This window comes from Cytobacillus horneckiae (genome assembly GCF_002835735.1).
GTDB lineage: Bacteria > Bacillota > Bacilli > Bacillales > Cytobacillaceae > Cytobacillus > Cytobacillus horneckiae.
Genome location: NZ_PISD01000030.1, coordinates 258,484 through 282,963 on the forward strand (window position 1 = coordinate 258,484; position 24,480 = coordinate 282,963).

At 40.0% G+C, this 24,480-nt stretch carries 18 protein-coding genes; 4 read left to right on the top strand and 14 right to left on the bottom strand.

The genetic code is table 11. From position 1 onward, the window contains the following. Window positions 1-77 precede the first annotated feature (77 nt). Window positions 78-605 carry a DUF2529 domain-containing protein gene (locus CWS20_RS14655; RefSeq protein WP_066189115.1) on the top strand — a complete coding sequence of 176 codons (528 nt, stop codon included), beginning with the start codon at window positions 78-80 and terminating at the stop codon, window positions 603-605. A 315-nt stretch (window positions 606-920) separates the two neighbouring features. Here CWS20_RS14655 and pyrG read toward each other — a convergent pair whose 3' ends face one another. From pyrG to CWS20_RS14700, 9 genes are all read right to left on the bottom strand, one after another. Further along, entirely contained in the window at window positions 921-2,522 is a 1,602-nt protein-coding gene (pyrG, locus tag CWS20_RS14660; protein ID WP_066189113.1) for a CTP synthase, read from the bottom strand. Window positions 2,523-2,828: 306 nt separating this feature from the next. After that, entirely contained in the window at window positions 2,829-3,362 is a 534-nt protein-coding gene (rpoE, locus tag CWS20_RS14665) for a DNA-directed RNA polymerase subunit delta (protein ID WP_066189110.1), read from the bottom strand. Between the two features lie 561 nt (window positions 3,363-3,923). Beyond that, on the bottom strand, window positions 3,924-7,190 hold the full coding sequence (gene icmF / locus CWS20_RS14670; protein ID WP_066189105.1) for a fused isobutyryl-CoA mutase/GTPase IcmF: 3,267 nt from the start codon (window positions 7,188-7,190) through the stop codon (window positions 3,924-3,926). A gap of 169 nt (window positions 7,191-7,359) precedes the next feature. Then, window positions 7,360-7,995: a TetR/AcrR family transcriptional regulator gene (locus CWS20_RS14675; RefSeq protein WP_066189102.1), complete on the bottom strand. Its 636-nt coding sequence runs from the start codon at window positions 7,993-7,995 to the stop codon at window positions 7,360-7,362. Between the two features lie 135 nt (window positions 7,996-8,130). After that, window positions 8,131-9,270 (bottom strand): acyl-CoA dehydrogenase, encoded by a 1,140-nt coding sequence (locus CWS20_RS14680; RefSeq protein ID WP_066189099.1) that lies wholly within the window; start codon window positions 9,268-9,270, stop codon window positions 8,131-8,133. A gap of 33 nt (window positions 9,271-9,303) precedes the next feature. Continuing rightward, window positions 9,304-10,434 (bottom strand): acyl-CoA dehydrogenase, encoded by a 1,131-nt coding sequence (locus tag CWS20_RS14685; protein WP_066189096.1) that lies wholly within the window; start codon window positions 10,432-10,434, stop codon window positions 9,304-9,306. Between the two features lie 33 nt (window positions 10,435-10,467). After that, window positions 10,468-11,319, bottom strand: a complete 852-nt coding sequence (locus tag CWS20_RS14690; RefSeq protein ID WP_066189094.1) for a 3-hydroxybutyryl-CoA dehydrogenase — start codon at window positions 11,317-11,319, stop codon at window positions 10,468-10,470. A 24-nt stretch (window positions 11,320-11,343) separates the two neighbouring features. Continuing rightward, the gene (locus tag CWS20_RS14695) at window positions 11,344-12,531 is read right to left on the bottom strand and encodes an acetyl-CoA C-acetyltransferase (protein WP_066189091.1); all 1,188 of its coding nucleotides are present in this window, start codon (window positions 12,529-12,531) and stop codon (window positions 11,344-11,346) included. Between the two features lie 244 nt (window positions 12,532-12,775). Continuing rightward, window positions 12,776-14,884 (bottom strand): heterodisulfide reductase-related iron-sulfur binding cluster, encoded by a 2,109-nt coding sequence (locus CWS20_RS14700; RefSeq protein ID WP_066189088.1) that lies wholly within the window; start codon window positions 14,882-14,884, stop codon window positions 12,776-12,778. A gap of 243 nt (window positions 14,885-15,127) precedes the next feature. Here CWS20_RS14700 and cls point away from each other — a divergent pair, with 243 nt between their 5' ends. Beyond that, a complete protein-coding gene (cls, locus tag CWS20_RS14705; RefSeq protein WP_066191958.1) occupies window positions 15,128-16,339 on the top strand; it encodes a cardiolipin synthase in 1,212 nt (403 codons plus the stop codon). Between the two features lie 18 nt (window positions 16,340-16,357). Then, a complete protein-coding gene (gene uvsE, locus CWS20_RS14710; protein WP_066189085.1) occupies window positions 16,358-17,314 on the top strand; it encodes a UV DNA damage repair endonuclease UvsE in 957 nt (318 codons plus the stop codon). A 47-nt stretch (window positions 17,315-17,361) separates the two neighbouring features. Here the strand turns inward: uvsE and argS are convergent, their stop codons facing one another. The 4 genes from argS to speE all read right to left on the bottom strand — a co-directional run bounded on the left by argS (window position 17,362) and on the right by speE (window position 21,433). Beyond that, a complete protein-coding gene (gene argS / locus CWS20_RS14715) occupies window positions 17,362-19,032 on the bottom strand; it encodes an arginine--tRNA ligase (RefSeq protein ID WP_066189083.1) in 1,671 nt (556 codons plus the stop codon). Next, a complete protein-coding gene (locus CWS20_RS14720; protein ID WP_066189081.1) occupies window positions 19,032-19,472 on the bottom strand; it encodes a YwiB family protein in 441 nt (146 codons plus the stop codon). The genes argS and CWS20_RS14720 overlap by 1 nt, the downstream gene beginning before the upstream one ends. Window positions 19,473-19,710: 238 nt before the next feature. Then, on the bottom strand, window positions 19,711-20,583 hold the full coding sequence (gene speB / locus CWS20_RS14725; RefSeq protein ID WP_066189080.1) for an agmatinase: 873 nt from the start codon (window positions 20,581-20,583) through the stop codon (window positions 19,711-19,713). Between the two features lie 22 nt (window positions 20,584-20,605). Further along, entirely contained in the window at window positions 20,606-21,433 is an 828-nt protein-coding gene (speE, locus tag CWS20_RS14730) for a spermidine synthase (protein WP_066189077.1), read from the bottom strand. A 248-nt stretch (window positions 21,434-21,681) separates the two neighbouring features. Here speE and CWS20_RS14735 point away from each other — a divergent pair, with 248 nt between their 5' ends. Continuing rightward, the gene (locus CWS20_RS14735) at window positions 21,682-23,757 is read left to right on the top strand and encodes a transglycosylase domain-containing protein (protein WP_066189075.1); all 2,076 of its coding nucleotides are present in this window, start codon (window positions 21,682-21,684) and stop codon (window positions 23,755-23,757) included. Between the two features lie 195 nt (window positions 23,758-23,952). On the opposite strand, the gene CWS20_RS14740 is transcribed toward CWS20_RS14735, so the two are convergent. Next, a complete protein-coding gene (locus CWS20_RS14740) occupies window positions 23,953-24,459 on the bottom strand; it encodes a YwhD family protein (RefSeq protein ID WP_066189073.1) in 507 nt (168 codons plus the stop codon). Window positions 24,460-24,480 lie beyond the last annotated feature (21 nt).

Below are 24,480 nucleotides of genomic sequence, written 5' to 3' on the forward strand. Positions count from 1 at the left end.
TTAAATTATCGCAATTTTACCTTTGCTTCTTATTTCAATATAATTAAAGCACATAATAATAACAGGAGGAACTTTTCATGTTAAAAATGTTTTCAACTCAGGTGTTTGGGCTATTTAAGCGTCTAAACGAAAATAAAGAGGAAGCAATAGAGGATATAGCACGCATACTTGCTCAGGCTAGTGTAGGAGATGGAAAAATTTACATATTTGGCACAGAAGAGATGATGGCTGTAGGTCTTGAAGCAACTGTCGGTCAAGAGCCTCTTCCCTCAACGGAAATTTGGCATGCTGGTACAGAGTTTAATGTAATAACAGATACAGATAGGTTTCTTATCATCACAAGGGAATCAAATCACCAAGAGGCATTGCGTTTAGCAAAGTATCTCTCAGACCGGTTTATTCCTTTTGCAACAATAAGCGCCAAAGCAGTGGAAGGGGAAGAGCAGCTTGTAGATTATTCTGATGTGCATATTGATTTGCAGTTGAAGAAGGGCCTGCTTCCAGATGATGCAGGCAATCGCTTTGGTTATCCATCATCAATGGCCGCATTATTTGTTTATTATGGAATTAAGTTTACGATAGATGAAATGTTGGATGAGTACTGAAACTTTGAATGATTCCTCTGCAGGGAGTTTTAATAGCTCCTTCAGGGGAAACACCTGTTTTATTCCGCTCTTGCTTCTTATATCACTCTTCTTCAGCGGAATAAACCCGTTTTTTTCCGCTCTTGCTTCTTATATCACTCTTCTTCAGCGGAATAAATTCGCTTTTTTCCGCTCTTACCTCTTCTATCACTCTGATTCAGCGGAATAAATTCGTTTTATTGGAACGATGCTTCTATTTGCAAGCTTCTTTACTCATATTCGCAAGCAAAAAAAGACGACTTCACTATTAATAGCGAGTCGTCTCTTTACTTTTTATTATTCGTTATTTTTCAAAGAAGCGCCAACAAAGTCACGGAATAGTGGCTGTGGACGAGTTGGTCTTGAAGTGAATTCTGGGTGGAATTGAGATGCAACGAACCAAGGGTGATCTTTCAGTTCGATGATTTCCACTAAGCGACCATCAGGGCTTGTTCCAGAAAAAACAAATCCTTCTTTTTCCATATCTTGGCGATAGTGATTGTTAAACTCATAGCGATGACGATGGCGTTCGTAAACAACTTCATCTTGGTATGCTTCATATGCGATTGAACCTTCAACTAGTTTACAAGCTTGCAGGCCAAGTCGCAATGTTCCGCCAAGGTCCTCAATGTCCTTTTGCTCAGGCAGCAGGTCAATAATCGGATGGTTTGTACTTGGATTGATTTCAGCGGAATGCGCGCCATCTAAGCCTAATACATTTCGTGCAAATTCAATAGAAGCTAACTGCATCCCTAGGCAAATGCCGAAGAATGGTTTTTTGTTCTCACGCGCATACTGAGTAGCTAGAATTTTCCCTTCTACTCCTCTATCTCCGAATCCACCTGGAACGAGAACACCGTCTACGTCAGCAAGAAGTTCGCTAACATTTTCTTTTGTTACATGCTCTGCATTGATCCATTTTACCTCTATTTCTGAATCATTTGCATAGCCTGCATGTTTTAATGCTTCAACAACGGAAATATAAGCATCTTGAAGCTCAACATATTTGCCGACAAGACCGATTTTTGTTTTTCTAGAAAGGTTAAGCACTTTATCTACAAGCTGCTTCCATTCTGTCATATCTGCTTCTGCACAGTCCAATTTCATTTCTTTGCATACAAGCTTGTCCAAGCCTTGCTCTTGAAGTGCTAATGGGATTGTATATAGCGTGTCAGCATCGCGGCACTCAATAACCGCTTCTTTATCAATATCACAGAATAGGGCAAGTTTATCCTTCATATCTTGAGATATCGGCATTTCTGTACGTACAACTACGACATTTGGCTGAATGCCAAGGCTTCTTAATTCTTTTACACTATGCTGTGTTGGTTTTGTTTTCATTTCACCAGCAGCTTTAATGTATGGCACGAGTGTACAGTGAATATACATAACATTATCACGGCCGATATCGCTTTTAATTTGGCGAATGGCTTCAAGGAACGGTAATGATTCGATATCGCCAACAGTACCGCCAATTTCAGTGATGACCACGTCTGCATTTGTTTCATGGCCAGCACGGAATACTTTATCTTTAATTTCGTTCGTGATGTGTGGAATAACCTGAACTGTACCGCCATTATAATCGCCGCGGCGCTCTTTGCGTAGAACAGTTGAATAAATTTTTCCAGTTGTTACACTGCTGTATTTTGTTAAATTAATATCAACAAAACGCTCATAGTGTCCTAAATCCAAGTCTGTTTCTGCTCCATCACCTGTTACATAAACTTCACCATGCTGGTAAGGACTCATTGTACCTGGGTCCACGTTAATGTATGGATCGAACTTTTGAATCGTTACGCTTAATCCTCTGTTTTTAAGCAAGCGACCTAATGAAGCTGCAACAATCCCTTTTCCTAATGACGAAACCACGCCACCTGTAACAAAAATATATTTTGTCATTGATAATTCCCCCTTAACTATACGTAGTTTGTGCATTTACTCTTTGTTTAAAAAGATTAAAATGATCTTTTATAAAAAAACCTAGCAGAAACTCTGCGCTCTCTATGTCTGTATGGCGAATGGCTCTGCTTAACCTATACTGCAACATCGTACATACACTAACCTAAGCTTTCCTTAGCAAAAAATAAAAAGCGCTCCACTTACTTAAATAAGTAAGGGAGCGCTATTAGCGTATCAAATAAATGATCGTTCCTTTTTAAAGGAGCCCAAAAATGATTCTACAAGGCTGCAAGAAAAAAGTCAAGGCTATAATTTTTCTTCTTCATCCTCATCTTCTTCATCTAAATCCTCGTCATCGAGATCATCTATTAATTCATCGTCATCTTCAAATTCTTCGTCCAAATCCTCGTCATCATCCGTATCATCAAGCAGGTCGTCTACCTCTTCATCATCTAAATCGTCATCAAAATCATCAAGATCATCGTAATCGATATCTTCCTCATCATAATCCTCATCATCGTCCGCAACTTTCTTCGCCTTTTTCTTTTTAGGCTTAATGACAGTTACGACTTCTTCTTCATACTGTTCTACTGGATACCAAGCACGAAGTCCCCAGCGGTTATCACCTAATCCGATAAAATGTCCTTCTATATTCAAATCTGTGTAGAATTGAGCGATTTTGGATTTTACTTCATCTTCTGAAAGACCTAGCAGATTTGTCATTTCATCCATAATATCTTTGAAAGCCATCGGTTCTTTTTTGCTCTTCAAAAGCTCATGAGCAACCTCAATTAATGACATTTCTTTTAATTGCTCTTTTGAGTATCCATTTAAACTCATGCTCAGCACTTCCTTTCCCTATGTAACGCTATATATTTAGCGAAAAAAACAATTGGAGTAACGATAATATTAACAGTAATAAAAACTGATTTCTCATTCCTTACCTCTAACTAGGCAAAAGAATGCATATTCTTCATTATAAACAAATATTTAGTGTTTATGCTAGCTATATTAATAAGTTTTCCTACTTTTTACAGGAATCCTTTTCTTCCTTTACCGCTTTACTGTACATTTTATATGCCAGCCACATGAAAAAAAAAGACAGCAAAAAGAAGCCAATGGCCCCTAGCTGTTTTTTATATAAAATTTGAGTGCCCACCAAGCAGCCTATAAATACTAATGCAATAAGTATCGTTCTCACACGTGTCCACATCCTGAGATCATAATCCATGAAGTTATCTCAAATAATATAACCATTATATAAATATTCCCCTTGATTGTATATCATGAGTAAGATAAAGTGAAACTTCCATCAGTGGGAGCTATCTGCCGGTTCATGCACTACAAATAAAAAAACCGTACACAATAGGCTCACAGCATACGCTGTAAGCCTCATTTCATTTACATATTGCGACGATACTGGCCGCCGACTTCATATAAGGCATTTGTAATTTGGCCTAGGCTGGCAACCTTTACTGTTTCCATTAATTCAGCGAAAATATTTCCGCCGCTTACCGCTGCTTCTTTTAACCGTTTAAGCGCTACTTCTGTTTCCGTTTTATGCGCTTCTTGGAAAGCACGAAGATTGTGTATTTGTGTTTCCTTTTCTTCTTTGGAAGCTCTGGCAAGTTCCATATTATCCATTTCTTCTTCTGAAGGCGGATTAGGATTTAAATACGTATTCACTCCTATAATTGGCAGTTCGCCAGTATGCTTCTTCATTTCGTAGTACATTGATTCATCCTGTATTTTCCCACGCTGATATTGCGTTTCCATCGCACCTAAAACGCCGCCGCGATCATTAATTCGTTCAAACTCCTGCAAGACTTGCTCTTCTACTAAGTCTGTCAGCTCATCAATAACAAAAGCACCTTGCAATGGATTTTCATTTTTAGATAATCCATGTTCTTTTGTAATAATCATTTGAATAGCCATCGCACGGCGAACAGATTCTTCAGTTGGTGTTGTAATCGCTTCGTCATATGCATTTGTATGAAGCGAGTTACAGTTATCCTGCAATGCCATTAATGCTTGCAGCGTCGTCCGAATATCATTAAAGTCAATTTCCTGTGCATGCAAGGAACGGCCTGAAGTTTGAATATGATATTTTAACTTTTGGCTTCTTTCATTGGCGCCATATTTATCTCTCATAACTGTTGCCCAAATGCGGCGTGCCACACGGCCAAGTACGGTGTACTCTGGGTCAAGTCCATTTGAAAAGAAGAATGAAAGGTTGGGCGCAAAATCATCAATTTTCATGCCTCTACTTAAATAATACTCAACATAAGTAAATCCATTTGCAAGAGTAAAGGCGAGCTGGGAAATCGGATTCGCTCCTGCTTCGGCAATATGGTAGCCGGAAATGGATACAGAATAATAATTGCGAACTTTCGAATCAATAAAATACTGTTGAATGTCTCCCATCATCCGCAAGGCGAACTCAGTGGAGAAGATACATGTGTTTTGCCCTTGATCCTCTTTTAAAATATCCGCTTGCACTGTCCCCCGAACCGTACTTAAAGTATAGGCTTTTACTTCCTCAAGCTCTGTTTGATTTAAAGTTCTGCCCAATTCATCTTCCTTCGCCTGAATTTGCTGCTGAATTGCAGTGTTCATAAACATGGCCAGAATGATAGGTGCAGGTCCATTAATTGTCATTGAAACAGATGTGGATGGATGGCAAAGATCAAAACCGTCATAAAGTTTTTTCATATCTTCAAGCGTACAAATGCTGACCCCGCTTTCTCCAACCTTCCCATAAATGTCCGGGCGATAGTCTGGATCCTCTCCATATAAAGTAACAGAGTCAAACGCTGTGCTTAAACGTTTCGCATCATCATCTTTCGATAGATAATGAAAACGGCGGTTTGTCCTTTCCGGTGTTCCTTCACCGGCAAATTGCCTTTTAGGATCCTCTCCTTCGCGTTTGAACGGGAAAACACCAGCAGTATAAGGGAAAGAACCTGGTACATTCTCGCGATAGACCCAGCGAATAATCTCACCATAATCCTTATACTTAGGTAAAGCCACTTTAGGAATTGACAATCCTGATAAGCTTTTTGTTTTTAATACGGTAATAATTTCTTTATCGCGAATCTTCGTGACAAACTGCTCGCCATGATATTTCTCTTGGAGGTCGTTCCAGCCGTCAAGTATTTTCTTAGACTCTGGTGTAAGCTGCTCAAGCACCTTTTCTTTTAAAGCTTGAAGTGCTGATACGACCGCTTCCTCTGCATTCCCACCCTCTAATGCAAGTATGGTTCCTTCTATTTGGAAAAGTTTCCTTGCCAAGTTCGCCTGGTCTTCCGCTTTTTTATGATAGGAACGGACAGTCTCTGATACCTCACGCAAATAATAGCGCTGTTCATTCGGGATAATGACATTTTGCTTTTCTACAATGGCATTCTTTTCATAGCTTGTTTTCCAATCAGTGCCGGCATTTTTATTAATCGCTTCAATCAAATTAGCAAAGACCGCATTTGTACCCGGATCGTTAAATTGACTGGCAATTGTACCATAAACTGGCATTACATCCAGTTCTTTTTCAAAAAGCATATGGCTGCGCTGGTATTGTTTTTGAACTTGGCGTTTAGCATCCTCAGAACCTTTTCGTTCAAATTTGTTAATTACGATTAAATCAGCATAGTCGATCATATCGATTTTTTCGAGTTGTGAAGGCGCACCAAACTCACTTGTCATTACATACATGGACGCATCACAAATTTCTGTAATCCCTGCGTCTCCTTGGCCGATTCCACTAGTCTCAACAATGATTAAATCAAATCCGGCGGCTTTGACGACGGAAATCGCATCTTTAATTGCCAGCGAGAGTTCACTTTTTGATTGTCTTGTCGCCAAACTGCGCATATACACGCGCGGATGAAAAATCGCATTCATACGGATACGGTCACCAAGCAATGCTCCGCCTGTTTTTTGTTTTGTAGGGTCAACAGACAAGATAGCTACTTTCTTATCTGGAATATCATGAATAAATCGGCGAATTAATTCATCTGTTAATGAGCTTTTACCTGCTCCACCTGTCCCTGTAATACCGATAACCGGCACTTTTTTCTCTAATGATTTTACTTTTTCCATTACAGGATCAAGGGTTGCCGCAAGTTCCTTTTCCATGCTGACATGATGCTCAGCCACTGTAATAAGACGGGCAATTGCATTTATATTGCCTTCAGGCAGCTTTTCAAGTTGGTCAGCCACTTCTGTTTGGAAGGTCGGATAATCACATTCCTCAAGCATTTGATTAATCATCCCTTGCAGGCCGTTTTTACGCCCATCTTCTGGAGAAAAAATCCTGGCAATCCCATATTCATGAAGCTCTTTAATCTCTTTTGGAATGATGACACCTCCTCCGCCGCCATAAATGCGGATATGCGATGCCCCTTTCTCTGCCAAAAGATCATACATATATTTAAAATATTCGACATGGCCACCTTGGTAGGAAGACATCGCAATCCCTTGAACATCTTCTTGGATGGCGGCATTAACTACTTCTTCAACAGAGCGGTTATGCCCAAGGTGAATGACCTCTGCGCCGCTTGCCTGTATAATCCGTCTCATAATATTAATTGAAGCATCATGCCCGTCAAATAAGCTTGAAGCTGTAACAAAACGCACATGATTTATCGGCTTATATATTTCAACAGTGCTCATTGTTTATTCCTCCTCTGAATTGTGGCTATATTCTCCACTGGTTATGGCCACTGAAACAATACTGCCTAACATAGAAGTCCTATTACATGATGTTTAAACAGCTAGGCGACAATTGGTGTAATATTTCACAAAAACTTATTAATATTCAGATAATATACAGTAAAATTTTTTACTCTTGCTTTATTTTTGGTTGTATCGCTTGGAAAAGTAAGTCCGTTTGCAATTGAATATAATCATCAATCGTAAACATCTTCTGGAGTGACCATCGTCGAAAAGCCCACATTTGCCCCTGTACAAAAATATTATGTGCAATCATTTTTACCTTTTCTTCAGGTAAATGCAACTCACCGTTTTTAATACATAATTCTATGACATGCTCAAACATGGCAACCATTTCAATTTCTTTTTTTAGTACATAGGGCAGAGCATCTTTTGATAGCGATTTCACCTCCTGGTACATGACAAGCACTTCATCCTGCATGCCATCCACCACTTTAAAATAGTCAGTTATCCCCTGCTTCAAGCCTGCTATTGTTCCCTTATTCGTATCAAGGACCTTTTGTAGATGCTCTCTTACTTTGTCATATATGCTGTCACAGACGAGGTAAAGAACGTCTTCTTTCGTGCCAATATACTCATATAGTGTGCCAATACTGAATCCGGATGCCTTTGCAATTTCTCTTGTTGTTGTCCGGTGAAACCCTTTTTCGATAAAAAGATTGACAGCGCCCTTGATCATTTGGTCCCGCCTTTTCTTAACAAGACGTTCATCTTTAACAGATGCTTGCACTTCGCGTTTTTTCATCGTTTTTTAACCGCCTTTTTTCATGCCCACCTATATTCTATGAACTAATGGACAACAGAGAATAGAGAAAAATCTATTTCATACAACTCCCAAAGGCTGTTCACCTTTTCCCAATGAACAACCTTTGGCTGCAGCTTATTTCGTGATCATTCTGGAAATAACTAACCGTTGAATTTCTTGTGTACCTTCATAAATTTGAGTGATTTTTGCATCACGCATAAAGCGCTCAACTGGATAATCTTTCGTATAACCGTATCCACCGAAAACTTGAACAGCATCTGTTGTTACTTTCATTGCTGTATCACCAGCAAAGAGCTTAGACATAGCAGATTCTTTTCCATATGGCAGACCTTCTGACTCTAACCAGGCTGCCTGATAGGTTAATAGCCTTGACGCTTCTACATTCGTAGCCATATCTGCTAATTTAAAGCCGATTCCTTGCTGTGCCGCAATTGGCTTGCCGAATTGCACACGCTCTTTCGCATAGGCTGCAGCTGCATCCAATGCGCCTTGTGCGATTCCAACCGCTTGGGCTGCGATTCCGTTTCGACCTCCATCAAGGGTCATCATCGCAATTTTGAAGCCATCGCCAATTTCTCCTAATACATTTTCTGCAGGCACCTTACATTCTTCAAAAATGATTTCTGTTGTTGGTGATGAACGAATCCCTAATTTCTTTTCTTTCTTGCCGACTGAGAAGCCTTCAAAGCTTGATTCAACGATAAAAGCTGTTGTTCCCTTATGTTTGTTTGCTGGATCTGTAAGAGCAAACACAACATAAATATCTGCAACGCCGCCATTTGTAATAAAGATTTTAGAACCATTTAAAACGTAATGGTCACCTTCTAATCTGGCTGTTGTTTTCATTCCACCTGCATCTGAGCCACTGCCAGGTTCTGTCAAGCCGTAACCGCCAATTTTTTCTCCTTGAGCCATTGGCTTTAAAAATTTATGTTTCTGCTCTTCGCTGCCGAATTTGTAAATTGGCCATCCGGCAAGTGAGGTGTGTGCGGATAAAGTAACCCCAGTAGAAGCACAAACGCGAGATAATTCTTCAATAGCGATGCAGTAAGCAAGATAATCACTGCCAATACCGCCATATTCTTCAGGCCAAGGAATTCCCGTTAAGCCTAACTCTGCCATTTTATCGAAAATTTCACGATCAAAGCGCTCTTCTTCATCACGTTCAGCAGCAGTTGGCGCTACTTCATTTGCAGCAAAATCACGCACCATTTTTCTAATCATTTCATGTTCTTCGGTCAATTGAAAATTCATGATTCATCCTCCATCGTCCTTAAGGTTTGATTATTATAGTTGTTTGCTGATTACTAATCTTTGAATCTCGCTCGTTCCTTCGTATATTTCTGTAATCTTTGCATCACGGAAATATCTTTCTACCGGATAGTCCTCTGTGTAGCCATAACCGCCAAACACCTGGATCGCTTCAGTTGTGACCTCAACAGCTGTTTTAGATGCAAAAAGCTTTGCCATGGACGCTTCTTTTCCGCATTTCAAATTATTTTGACGCAAGTTTGCAGCTCGATAAACAAGCAGCTTTGCTCCTTCAACCGCTGTTGCCATATCCGCCAGTTTAAACCCTACACCTTGCTGAGCTGCGATTGGCTTGCCAAATTGAACACGTTCTTTAGCATAGTTAGTGGCTGCTTCAAGTGCAGCTTCTGCAATGCCTAGCGCCTGAGAAGCAATGCCAATGCGGCCGACATCGAGATTTGCCATCGCGATCTTAAAGCCTTCCCCTTCTTTGCCAAGCAGATTTTCAGCTGGAACTTTCATATCTTCAAAGCTTAATTGAAGTGTTCTTGATCCATGAAGCCCCATTTTATGCTCGTCTTTTCCAATAATTAGACCAGGCGTATCTTTTTCAACAATAAAAGCTGAAACGCCCTTACTGCCCAGCTCTGGGTTTGTCGAAGCAAAAACGATATAGACGTCCGCTTCTCCGCCGTTCGTAATAAAAACTTTGGAACCATTTATAATATAGTGGTCTTCTTTCTTCACTGCTTTCGATTTTAAACTGCCTGCATCTGAACCTGCACTTGGTTCCGTTAAACAGAACGCTCCTAAATATTCACCTGAAGCCAGTTTAGGAACATATTTTTGCTTCTGTTCTTCCGTTCCGAAATAGACAATCGGATTTGTTCCGACAGAAGTATGAACAGATAGAATCACTCCTACTGTCGCACTTACTTTAGAAATTTCATTGATGGCAATGATATAAGACGTGAAATCCATTTCAGAACCACCGTATTGCTCTGGAATCGGAATGCCCATTAAGCCGAGCTCGCCCATTTTCTTTAAGATTTCACGAGGGAATTCTCCTTTTTCCATCTTATCTACAAATGGAGCGATTTCCGTTTGTGCAAAATCACGCACCATTTTTCTCATCATTTCCTGCTCTTCTGTAAATCTCAGATTCATGTTATAAACCTCCGATGTCGTTAAAGTCTATTATTATTCGTAAACGTAGAAGCCTCTTCCTGTCTTTTTGCCTAACCAGCCAGCTTTTACATATTTTCTAAGTAATGGACATGGGCGATATTTGTCATCACCAAAGCCCTCATGAAGTGTTTCCATAATATACAGGCAAGTATCAAGCCCAATAAAATCAGCTAATGTAAGTGGGCCCATCGGATGATTCATACCTAGCTTCATCACTTCATCAATTGCTTCTTCAGATGCAACCCCTTCATATAATGTATAAATCGCTTCATTGATCATAGGCATTAATATGCGATTAGATACAAACCCCGGGAAATCATTTACTTCAACAGGAACTTTCCTCAGGTTCTTTGTCATTTCTTCAATTGTTGTATAAACATCATCAGCCGTAGCCAGGCCGCGAATAATTTCTACAAGCTTCATGACAGGTACTGGATTCATAAAGTGCATGCCAATCACTTTTTCAGGACGGTTCGTTGCCGCTGCAATTTCTGTTATTGGCAAAGACGAAGTATTACTTGCCAAAATGGCATGTTCAGGTGCAATTTCATCCAGCTCACTAAAGATTTGAGATTTGATTTCCATATTTTCCACAGCTGCCTCAATGACTAAATCAACATCGCTAGCATCTTGAAGGGTTGTAGACGGTGTAAATCTTGCCAGGATTCCTTCCATTTCTTCAGCACTCATTCTGTCTTTTTCTACTTGGCGTGAAAGATTTTTCTTGATTACACCTAATCCTCGTTCCACAAACTCTTGTTTGATATCATTCATATAAACACTATATCCTGCTTGCGCACATACTTGAGCGATTCCTGAACCCATTTGCCCCGCTCCGATAACCATCACTTTTTTTACTTCCATCATTAAATCCTCCGTTCTCTTTCTTTAGTTTTTAGGCACTTCAATCATGATTGCATCTCCCTGACCACCGCCAGAACAAATCGCCGCAATTCCAACTCCGCCTCCGCGGCGTTTCAATTCATGCATAAGTGTTAAAATAATTCTCGCTCCGCTTGCGCCAATTGGATGTCCAAGAGCAACCGCACCGCCGTTTACATTTACTTTTTCGCTATCTAAATGAGCAATTCTTCCGCTTGTAAGGGCAACGGCCGCAAATGCTTCATTGATTTCAAATAAGTCGATTTCATCTAGTGATTTACCTGTTTTCTTTAATAGTTCATTTATAACTAGGCCTGGTGTTTGCGGAAAGTCCTTCGCTTCTACTGCTATTGCAGTATGTCCTAGAATAATCGCACCAGGTGTTTTGCCTTCTTTCATTGCTCTTTCCTCGCTCATTAATACGAGGGCAGCCGCACCGTCATTTACTCCAGGTGCATTTCCAGCTGTAATGCTTCCACCTTCGCCAAATGCAGAGCCAAGTTTTGCAAGTCTTTCCAGTGAAGTATCTTTGCGCGGAGATTCATCATCTGCAACAACTACAGGATTACCTTTTCGCTGAGGCACCTCTATCGGGACAATTTCCTCTGCAAACTTGCCCGACTCTATCGCTTTGTTTGCAAGCTGATGACTTCTTAATGCCCACTGATCCTGCTCTTCCCTGCTAATATCAAAAGCTTTCGCTGTTTCATTGCCGTATGTCCCCATATGAACACCTGTAAAGCTGCAGCTTAAGCCATCGTGTGTCATTAAATCCTGAACCATACTGTCACCCATTCTCAGGCCCCATCGCGCTTTAGGCAGAATATATGGAGCATTACTCATTGACTCCATTCCGCCCGCAACGATGATGTCTTCATCACCTGTACGTATGATTTGATCTGCTAACGTCACACTGCGCATCCCGGATGCACAGACTTTATTAATTGTTTCTGTCTTTACTTCCCATGGCAGTCCTGCTTTTCTAGCTGCCTGTCTTGAAGGGATTTGACCTTGCCCACCCTGCAGGACAGAGCCTAAAATCACTTCTCCCACTTCAGCAGGATTGACTTCCGAACGATTAAGGGCTTCCTTTACAACAATGCCTCCGAGATCTGAAGCTGTAAAGCTGCTCAATCCACCAGCAAATTTTCCAAAAGGGGTTCTTGCTCCAGCAATAATGACCGTTTTACCCAATTTAACCCTCTCCTTTTAAACTATAAATTTATAATTATCTAAAAACAAAAAGGATAAATGCACGAAACTGACTGAACGCTCGCTCAAGTTATGAGCAAATAAAAAGGAAATATTATCCTCTGTTATGAAAGCGCTTTATTTACTTTTATTTTACACGAAAAACAAGAGGAATTGAAACAATATCCTAAAAATTCATAAAAAATTATTTTTTTGAATTTTTATAACTGCTTCAATTCCCCATTAATTAAGATGCTAAGGTTTGTTCGCCGATTACTGCTTTTTCTAGAATTTCAGCTACATCATAAGTTTGGACTGTTTCTTCAACTTCCTTCGCTTTTGTCCCATCTGACAGCATGGTTAAGCAATAAGGACATCCAGAGCTGATTACAGAAGGATTAACAGCCAGCGCCTGCTCTGTACGAGCTACATTGACGCGGTTTCCTGTTTCTTCTTCCATCCACATGAGTCCTCCGCCAGCACCACAGCACATGCCTGTTTCGCGATTTCTTTCCATTTCAATCAGTCTGACTCCTGTTATGGACTTTAAGATTTCACGAGGCGGATCGTACACTTCATTGTAGCGTCCTAAATAACATGAATCGTGGAACGTAATGGTTTCATTTACTTCGAATTGCGGCTTAAGCCTTCCATCCTCAACAAGCTGCGCTAACACTTCTGTATGGTGATATACCTCTTGAGTTAAACCAAAGTCAGGATACTCATTTTTAAAAATATTATATGCATGCGGATCGATAGTAACGATTTTCCTCACTTCATTTTTCTCGAACTCTTCAATGTTTTTCGTAGCAAGCTCTTGGAATAAGAACTCATTACCTAAACGTCTTGGTGTATCACCAGAGTTCTTCTCTTTATTGCCAAGAATCGCAAATTTCACGCCAGCTTCATTTAGAAGTTTTGCGAATGAAAGTGCAATTTTTTGGCTTCGATTATCATAGGATCCCATAGACCCTACCCAGAACAAGTATTCATATTCCTCGCCGGATTTTTTCATTTCCTTCACAGTAGGAACATGAACGTCCTCACGGGCTTCTCTCCAATCTTCACGCTCTTTACGGTTTAATCCCCATGGGTTACCTTGACGCTCAATATTGGTCATCGCTCGCTGTGCATCAGCATCCATTTTTCCTTCTGTTAAAACTAGGTAACGGCGAAGGTCAATGATTTTATCAACATGCTCATTCATTACCGGGCATTGGTCTTCACAGTTACGGCATGTTGTACAAGCCCAAATCTCTTCTTCAGTAATGACTTCACCAATTAGGCTTGGGTTATATTGTAGACTTGCTGCTGCTTCTTCAGCACCTTGTCCGCCTGCAGCGATTGCAATTTGGTTTCCTTTCGTATTTGCAAAGGCAAAAGTCGGTACCCATGGCTGCTTTCTAGTAACAGCTGCGCCGTGATAGGTTAAATGATCACGAAGCTTTAAAATTAAATCCATTGGAGAAAGCATTTTACCAGTTCCAGTTGCTGGACACATATTTGTACAGCGACCGCATTCAACACAAGCATATAAGTCAATCATTTGAAGCTGTGTAAAATCTTCTATCTTACCTACACCAAATGATTCTTGTGATTCATCTTCAAAATCAATTGCCTTTAATTTTCCTGGGTTATCTAGTCGATTAAAATAAACATTCACAGGCCCTGCAATTAAGTGTGCATGCTTGGACTGCGGGATATACACAAGGAAAGCGAGCAGGAATAGTAAGTGAATCCACCAGGCAACATAGAATACAACTATAGATGCAGTCTCACCAATCCATGAAAATGCTACAGCAAACAGAGATGCTACAGGCTCAGTCCAGACTGGATCATGCCCGTGCCAGATCATGCTCATTCCGTTTCCAAGAAGAACAGAAAGCATTAATCCCCCAATAAAGATGAGGACGAGACCTGATTTGAAACCTCTTTTTAAACGAACGAGCTTTTCAATATATCGGCGATAAAAAGCCCAAACAACTGCGACCAAAATCATTAATGTAACGATTTCCTGGAAGAAAGTGAATCCAGGGTATAACGGTCCAAGCGGCAAATGCGCCCCCGGGCTAATTCCTTTAATAATAAAATCAATTGCACCAAATTGTACTAAAATAAATCCATAGAAGAACATGACGTGAATGGCTCCACTTTTCTTATCCTTCAATAATTTTTTCTGTCCAAAGACATTAACCCAAATTTTGTTGAGCCGTTCCTTCACATTATTATCAAATTCTGTCTTCTTACCTAGCTTGATATATCCATATCTTGTCTTTATTAGGTATACGAATAAGCTGGCCGCGTAAGCGATTACAAGAATCGTTGCAATAAGGTTAATCCATAATAAAGTATTCATGTTGTCTACTCCTTTCCAGTATAATAATTCAGTAATTGAAAACTATTCATTTTTAGGAGAAAATTTTAATACAATAAAATTTTCTGAAATTAATACTTAGTTCCATTATATAATGAATGAGCATTCAGTCAACATGTTTTTATTTATTTTTGGTCTTTTTTCTATTGATGTAATGAGCGATAATAGAAAATGAATCTGTGGAAATACTATCTAGAAACACATTCATAGGAGATGATCAAGTTGATGATTCTATTTACCGTTGCGGTCATCTTGCTGGTTGCTTTCATATTTATTTTTCTTTTGTATATTGATTATGTTTTCGGCCGCAAGAGCCATCTAAAATCAGTCAGTAAAACGAACCCCTCCCATTCTTTCAGTACACTTTCGATTTTTGTGGACGGACCTTCATTATTTGATGATTATTTTGCTGAATTAAAACAAGCTAAAAGCCATATCCATATTTTATTTTATATTGTTAAAGACGAAGGAATAGGCCAAGACTTTTTAACCATTTTAAAACAAAAAGCGCGTGAAGGTGTCGAAGTCCGTCTCCTGCTAGATTGGGCAGGTAGTTTACCGATTATTCTGAATAATAAGCTTAAAAAAGATTTAAAAAGTCATGGAATAGAGCTTGCCTTTGCCAATTCACCTACGTTTCCCTTTCTATTTTACAACGTTCAAGCAAGAAATCATAGGAAAATCTCAGTTATCGACGGAAAATTCGGATATATTGGCGGATTTAATGTTGGACCGGAATATATAAACTTAGATCCAAAGCTGACTCCATGGCGCGATTATCATTTAAAAGTCACTGAAGAAGGTGTCATCGATCTTCAAAAATCTTTTTTAACTGATTGGAATAATGCTGCAAAAGTGAACCTTCTTCAAAATGAAGCCTACTTTCCAGCCGTTTCAAAGGGATTGATTCAACATCAATTCATAACAACTGATGCTGCTTTTTTAGAGGAAAAATATTCTGAGCTCATTAAAAACGCTAAGCATTCAATTGAGATAGGGACACCTTATTTTATTCCCGGCCCATGCCTTTTGAATGATTTATTAGATGCGATACACCGCGGTGTATCTGTCACTATTCTTATTCCGTATACGACTGATCACTTGCTCGTTAAAGAAGCCTCTTATCCTTATTTGCGGAAATTAATTAAAGCAGGTGCAGAAGTTTATGAATATAAAAACGGTTTCTATCATGCTAAAACAATGATAGCCGATGATATCGCCGTAATTGGCACAGCCAATTTTGACAAAAGAAGCTTTTATTTAAATTATGAAATTAACTGTTATATTACGGATGCAAGCTTCCATGCACAGGTGAGAGAAATCTTCAAAAAGGATATGAGCAAATCAGAGCGAGTAGCGCTTAAGGATATTTCAGGTTTCAACCTAATCAGACAAGGGAAAGAAATACTTGCGCGTTCGCTCTCATTATTTTTATAGAAAACAGGTGCTGACAAGGTGAAAATCAGATTTGGTTACGTCTCTCATGCAATCAGCCTTTGGGATGCTTCTCCGGCAAAAGCATTGACTTATACTCGCTATCAGCAATTGCCTAAAATGGAAAGAATGGAAAAGCTAAAAGAAGTTACCAGGCAAAATATTGCTCATACACTTAGAATGGTCCATTATAACATTGCACATGAAATTGAGCTTTACCGGCTATCAAGCTCGATCGTTCCACTAGCTACCCACCCTGAAGTAATGTGGGATTTCCAGGAAGCCTTTAAATCCGAATGGCTGGAATTGGGAGAGCTAATTAAAAAATATCAGTTGCGTGTCAGCTTTCACCCTAATCAATTTACACTATTTACCTCTCCTCGTGAAGAAGTAACTGTAAACGCAGTTGTAGACATGCAATATCATTATAGAATGCTCGAGGCGATGGGGCTTGAGCATAAAGGAATCATCAATATTCATATTGGCGGTGCTTATGGAGATAAAACTGCAGCCATTGATCGATTTCACAAGAACTTACCATCTCTGCCTGAAGAGATAAAAGCGAGAATGACACTTGAAAACGATGATAAAACATATAATGCAGAGGAAACGCTAACCGTTTGTGAACGAGAAGGAATTCCGATGATTTTTGATTATCATCACCATAGGGCAAATTTAGGAGAGCAAACTCTTGAAGAGCTTCTTCCCCGAATTTTTGCTACGTGGAAGACAATTGGCATGCTTCCGAAAATCCATATTTCCTCACCGAAATCGGAAAAAGCATTCCGCTCTCATGCAGACTTTGTTGATTTAGAATTTCTTAAGCCTTTGCTGCAAATGCTTAAAGAGATGAATACAGATGTAGACTTCATGATTGAAGCAAAGGCAAAGGACCAGGCCATGATGAAGCTGGTCGAAGATATTGCTGCGATGCGGGGAATGAAGAGAGCAAGTGGCGGATCTGTGATATTCAGGTAAAATCAGCAACAAGAAAGCCGGCATCATTTTTGATGCCGGCACATATTTTACATTTTTTCCGGAGCAGAAACGCCAATTAATGATAACGCATTTTTCAAAGTAGTTTGCACTGCTTTAATTAATCCAAGTCTAGCTTTTGTTCTTTCCGGATTTTCTGTATCAAGAACTTTTTCAGCATTATAGAAGCTATGGAAAGCTGATGCTAAATCGTAAATATAATTTGTGATGCGGTGCGGCATGCGTTTTTCGGCAGCCTCAGCTACTGCCTGCGGGAATTCCCCAATTTTCTTCAAGACATCAAGCTCTTTTTCAGCCCCAATTAATGAAATATCCGCCTGCTGGTCAACTGAAAACCCTTGCTCCTCACCTTGTCTTAAAATGCTTGAAATACGTGCATGGGCATATTGCGCATAGTATACTGGATTTTCATTTGATTGAGAAACAGCCAGGTCCAGGTCAAAATCTAAATGCGTATCTGCACTTCTCATCGCAAAGAAGTAGCGAGTCGCATCAAGGCCTACCTCTTCCACAAGGTCACGCATCGTAACCGCCTTTCCTGTACGTTTGCTCATTTTCATTTTTTCGCCGTTTTTATAAAGGTGAACAAGCTGGATAATTTCAACTTCTAGTGCACTCTTTTCATATCCAAGCGCCTGAATGGCAGCGCTCATGCGCGGGATATAGCCGTGATGGTCTGCTCCCCACACATTAATAATTTTTTCAAAACCGCGTTCTAATTTATCCTTATGATAGGCAATATCTGGTGTTAAATAAGTGTAAGAACCATCATTTTTAATTAATACACGATCCTTATCATCACCATAAGTTGTGGACCGGAACCAAGTTGCCCCATCCTCTTCGTATATATGACCGTTTGCCTTTAATGCCTCTAATGCCTTATCAATTTTGCCATTGTGATAAAGAGATGTTTCAGAATACCAAACATCGTATGGCACACGGAAATCTTCCAAATCATTTTTCAATTTCTCCATTTCGTACTTTAAACCGTACTCACGGAAAAAATCGAAGCGTTCTTTTTCATCTGCTTGCACAAATTTATCGCCATAGTCTTCTGCTAGTTTTTTACCAATATTAATAATATCTTCACCGTGATATCCATCTGCCGGCATTTCTTTTTCATGGCCAAGCGCTTGGAAATATCTTGCCTCTACTGATAATGCCAGATTATTAATCTGGTTACCTGCATCGTTAATATAGTATTCGCGTGAAACATCATAGCCCGCTTTCGCAAGAATGTTACATAATGAATCCCCTACTGCTGCACCGCGTGCATGCCCTAGGTGAAGATCACCTGTCGGGTTGGCTGAAACAAACTCAACTTGCACCTTGCGGCCGGCACCAACGCTAGTTTCACCATATGAATCGCCAGCATCTAACACTGCTGGAATCAATTTTGTTAAATAGCTATTATCCATGTAAAAATTAATAAAGCCTGGTCCCGCGATTTCAATTTTTTGAATCGATGCTTTTGACTGATCGAAATTGGCTATTAAACCTTCTGCAATCATACGTGGTGCTTTCTTTGCTACACGCGCTAATTGCATGGCCATATTTGTAGAATAGTCACCATGCGCTTTTTCTTTCGGAATTTCCAGAATGACGTCAGGAATTTGCTCTTCTGCTGCAAGACCAGCTTTGACAACAGCATCTTTTATTTCCTGCTTTAAATTATTTTGAACCTGTTCAACGATATTCACTATTTTTCCTCCTCGAACGTGATTGCTAAATGGTACGTACCCGCACGGGAACCTTGCATTTTTAGTTCATACAATAAGTCAATGGATCCCATACTTTTGTCTTCTTCAAAAGAATGAACCATTCTTTTCGTTAAAGTCATCATTTCAAAAACGCCATAGGGCGTTTCATAGCTCCCTCTTAAGCTTTTATTCATTCTAAAAGGAAGGCGCATTTTAACCGAGCCACTTCGTAAAATAAGGCCATCCTGCTCAGAAATTTTTACAATCGTTTTTACCAACCCGTCTTCCATCGCTTCCTCATACTGAAGGAAACGGGCGCTATCTTTTTTATAGTATCGTCCAAACGCAGTTAATTCAAAAGTCTCTTTATCTTTTCCATTGCGTATGTCCGTTTTCACTTTAATCTTTACCGGTACTTGTTCAACTGGACGAATAGACAACGGCTGCACATCCTTTTTGTCTGCTTTTTCATAAACCGAGCAGAAATTCTATAACCTTATTAGTATAAAACAAAATGAGGTCGTGTACCAGTCGGGATTTTATTGGAATTCGCTTATTCGCTAACTAATGTCAACTTCGTGCTTTTTTGCGTCTCTCTCCGACTTTTTGCGTCATTCTTCGACTTTTTTCACCAACCGCAACAAAAAGACACCAAGAAATTTCCTGGTGTCTTCAATCTTATTTAACCCAACCTAATATCATTTCGCGAATGAGCTTGCTTGCTGTGTTTGCAGTTTGCTCGGATGGGTCATAAATCGGCGCGACCTCCACAAGATCTGCACCGACAACATTTACTTTAGAATGAGCAATTTCATGAATGGATGCAAGCAGTTCTTTAGAAGTAATGCCGCCTGCGTCAACTGTACCTGTGCCTGGTGCGTGTGCTGGATCTAGAACATCAATATCGATTGTCACATAGACCGGTCGTCCAGCCAATTTTGGCAGTATCTCTTTCAATGGCGCGTGAACTTCAAATTTCGAAATATGCATGCCGACTTCTTTTGCCCAGACGAACTCTTCCTTCATTCCAGAACGGATGCCGAATGAATAGACATTTCCAGGGCCAATCAGTTCAGCCGCTTTTCGAATCGGGGTACTATGTGATAACGGTTCGCCTTCATAGTCTTCGCGAAGATCGGTATGTGCATCCATATGGATAATTGCAAGGTCCGAATATTTCTTATACATTGCCTTAATGACAGGCCAGCTGACTAAATGCTCGCCGCCCATACCTAACGGAAATTTACCATCAGCTAGCAGTCCATCAATATATTTTTCAATCATATCAATGCTTTTTTGCGGATTTCCGAACGGAAGCGGAATATCTCCAGCATCAAAGTATTTTACTTCTTCTAGCTCACGGTCAAGATAAGCGCTGTACTCTTCTAAGCCGATTGAGACTTCGCGGATACGTGCCGGGCCGAAGCGGGAGCCTGGTCGATAGCTGACTGTCCAATCCATTGGCATGCCGTAAAGAACGGCTTCACTTTCATCATAATTCGGATGGCTTTTTATAAAGACATTACCGGAATATGCTTCATCAAAACGCATAGGGCTTTCCTCCGTTAAATAATTATTTAACTAAATCTTGAACAAATTTAGGCAATACAAATGCTGCTTTATGCAATTCTTTTGTGTAATATTTTGTTTCGATTTCATGGAAACGGTCTTCGCTTACTGCTAATGGGTCGTGTTTTTTTGAGCCGATAGTAAATGCCCATAATCCGCTCGGATACGTAGGAATATTGGCTACATAAAGGCGTGTAATCGGGAAGATTTCTTTTACATCCTTTTGTACGTCGCGAATTAAGTCCGCTTTAAACCAAGGGTTATCAGATTGCGCTACGAATAGGCCATCTTCTTTCAAAGCTTTTGAAATCCCCGCATAGAATCCTTTAGTGAAAAGATTTACCGCAGGTCCAACCGGTTCAGTTGAATCAACCATGATTACATCATATTCATTTTCACTTTCCGCAATATGCATGAAGCCATCGCCAACCTTCACTTCAACACGTGGATCCTCTAATTTTCCGGCAATTTCCGGCAAGAATTTTTTAGAGTACTCGATTACTTTTCCATCGATATCTACAAGGGTTGCTTTTTTCACACTTGGGTGTTTCAGCACTTCGCGGATTACACCGCCGTCTCCTCCGCCAACAACAAGGATGTTTTCAGGATTTGGGTGTGTAAATAAAGGAATATGTGCAACCATTTCATGATAAACAAACTCATCCTTCACAGATGTCATCACCATGTCATCTAACAGCAGCATATTGCCCCACTCTTCTGTTTCTACCATATCTAGTTTTTGAAATTCCGTTTGCTCTGTATGTAAAGTTCGATTCACCTTCATTGTGATACCGAAGTTTTCAGTTTGTTTCTCAGTAAACCAAATGCTCATTAATAACTCATCCTTTCATATTAGAAAAGTATTTCTTAAGTGCTCAGTTTAACTTTATCGTTCCCTAAAAGTTAAATGACAAACATGAGAATCAGTATAGTGCATTCTAGCAAAATTGCAAGCAAAATTTTTACCTGTGGAATTCATAGAAAAATGTTTAAAATACGCGTTTAATTTCAATACTATACTTATATCTTTTTTCTAGATTCTAATAAATTTCTCTAAGCAGAAAATCGGGGGTGGTATATATGGAAATTATGACAGACAAGCGATTTAGAAAAGCAGGAAAGTATTTGCGGGCTCTTATAATTATTAGCTTAATAGGTTTTGCCTTGGCAGTCTTCCTATTCATCGGAATTTTCATTTATGCCAAAATACTAGGGCCTCCTCCGCTGGCGGTTCCGCAATCAACGCTATATTTAGCGAATGATGGGGCGGTTATCGGAGAAAGCAATAATGGAGAGAAAAGGTATTGGGCGGATATTACAAATATTAGCCCGCATTTAACAGATGCTACCATTGCTATTGAGGATAAAGGATTTTACGACCATCATGGCTTTGATTATAAACGGATTGCTGGCGCCATCATGGCTGATATAAAAGCAATGGCAAAGGTGCAGGGCGCCAGTACGATCAGCCAGCAATATGCAAGAAACTTGTTTCTTGAGCATGATAAAACATGGAAAAGAAAGCTAAATGAGGCTTTCTATACGATACGCCTTGAAATGAACTATTCTAAAGAACAAATATTAGAAGGCTATTTAAATACCATATACTATGGAAATGGCGCTTATGGGGCACAGGCAGCGAGCCAATATTATTTCGGAAAAGATGCAAATGAACTGAGTCTCAGTGAAGCGGCAATGTTAGCTGGCATTCCGAAAGGACCGAGCATCTACTCTCCGCTAGCATCAGAGGAAAAGGCAAAATCGAGGCAAAAAATTATTTTGCAGGCAATGCAAGATAACGGCTATATAACTGAGCAGGATGCGTCTAAAGCGTTAAATGAAAAGCTTGTTATAGTTGGAAAACATCAGCATACGGTGACAAAGACCGCACCGTATTTTCAGGACGCAGTCAAAACTGCGTTAAAGTCTCAGTTAAAGCTTGATGATCGGACGATTGAATTGGGCGGCTTAAAAATTCACACAACATTGGATATGAATAAGCAGGCGGCAGCAGAAAAAATAGTCGCTGACAGGATTGCACAGGATTCAGACATACAGGTTGGGATGGTCGCGATGAATCCAAAAAACGGCTATATCGAGGCGATGATTGGCGGCAAAGATTATAGTGAGAGTCCATTCAACCGGGCATTACAAGCGATTAGGCAACCAGGATCAACAATTAAGCCATTGCTTTACTATGCTGCGATAGAGCAAGGATTCACACCATCTACCACGATATTAAGTGAACCGACCACTTTCCGTTTTGATGATGGCAAATCTGAATACTCACCGCATAATTATAATAGCAAGTATGCAAATGGCGAAATTACGATGGCGCAGGCTCTTGCTTTATCGGATAATATCTATGCAGTCAAAACCCATCTTTTTATAGGGGAAGATTCACTAGTTGAGGCAGTGAAGAGGTTTGGCATTCAATCTAAAATGGATAAAGTCCCTTCTCTTGCACTAGGTACTTCAGGCATAAGGGTGACGGAGCTCGCGAATGCATACAGCATGCTTGCGAATGGCGGAAAACAAACCTCTCCAGTCTTGATTACTAAGGTGGAAGACTATAAAGGAGATGTCATTTACGAAGCTAAAAAAGAGAAGGAACAAGTGTTGAGCCCTGATTCAGCCTTCGTTGTGACCCATATGATGACAGGCGTTTTCGATCCAAAGCTGAACGGCTATGCGAGTGTAACAGGATCAACAGTGAGCGGAAAATTGACGAGGCAATATGCTGCGAAGTCAGGTTCTACAGAAACAGACAGCTGGATGGCAGGCTTTTCACCACAGTTGGTTACTGCCGTATGGACAGGATATGATAAAGGGCAAAAGATAGAAATAGTCAATGAAAAGTCTTATGCTAAAGAAATATGGAGCGATTTCATGGAGGAAGCGCACAAAGGTTTACCTGTTCAATCCTTTAAACCGCCAGAAAACACTGTTGGTGTCTATGTTGAGCCTGGCAGTGGCAAACTTGCAACGGTCAATTGTCCGGTAAAGCGCTTGACTTACTTTGTCGCCGGAACTGAGCCGACCGAATATTGCACTGATCATCTGCCGAATCACGAAATGACACCTGAAAAATATCATAAACATCATCATAAAGTTAAAATGCCATGGTATAAGAAGATTTTCCCATGGACTTCATAATTTCATCACAAAAAAGGCAATTGACTATAAAATGAAAAACCTCGGCAAAAGCGCCGAGGTTTTTCGTGTCCTAGTCCTATAAAGTGCTTAGCACTGATAATAAGTTTACTTTTTTTATCAGCTCGCCGCAAGAGGTTCTAAAAGCACTTCAACAAACTGTCACAAATACGCCACATTTTTGGCGGCAATTCCCTTTTACACTTGCAAATCTGCTTTTAATTGTTCTGATGAGCGTTCCCACATTCCTGCATCATGGTTTTGCAGAAATTCAGCAAGTATTTTCTTTGATTTTCCATCCATATGGTCAACAATAATATGGCGCTTAATTGATTTATCCATTCTGTTCACATGCTCAGGAAGAGATTTATATCCGCGGCGAATCGAGCGGTCAACCGTCATTTCGCAGGCTGTAACCCCCGCATAATAAGTACCCTCTGCTTTCCGGTCGATCGTTACCCATATTAGCCAATAAGGCTTTCCATTCGGGACTTCTTCCTTCGTTTTAAGAAACTTAATTCCTCTTTCAACCGCACTTCTTGCATGCATCGCTCCAATTTCAATTGAAGCTTCGCCTTCCTGAACATCTATAATGACAGGAGAGACGTTATCAAGGCTTAATGAACCTACGCCAAACCCTCCATGGCCTTCAGTTGGATCATTTTTAATGATATTAAATTCTAGCTTTTTCTTTTTTTCTGTCATGGAATTTTCCTCCTTAAATCA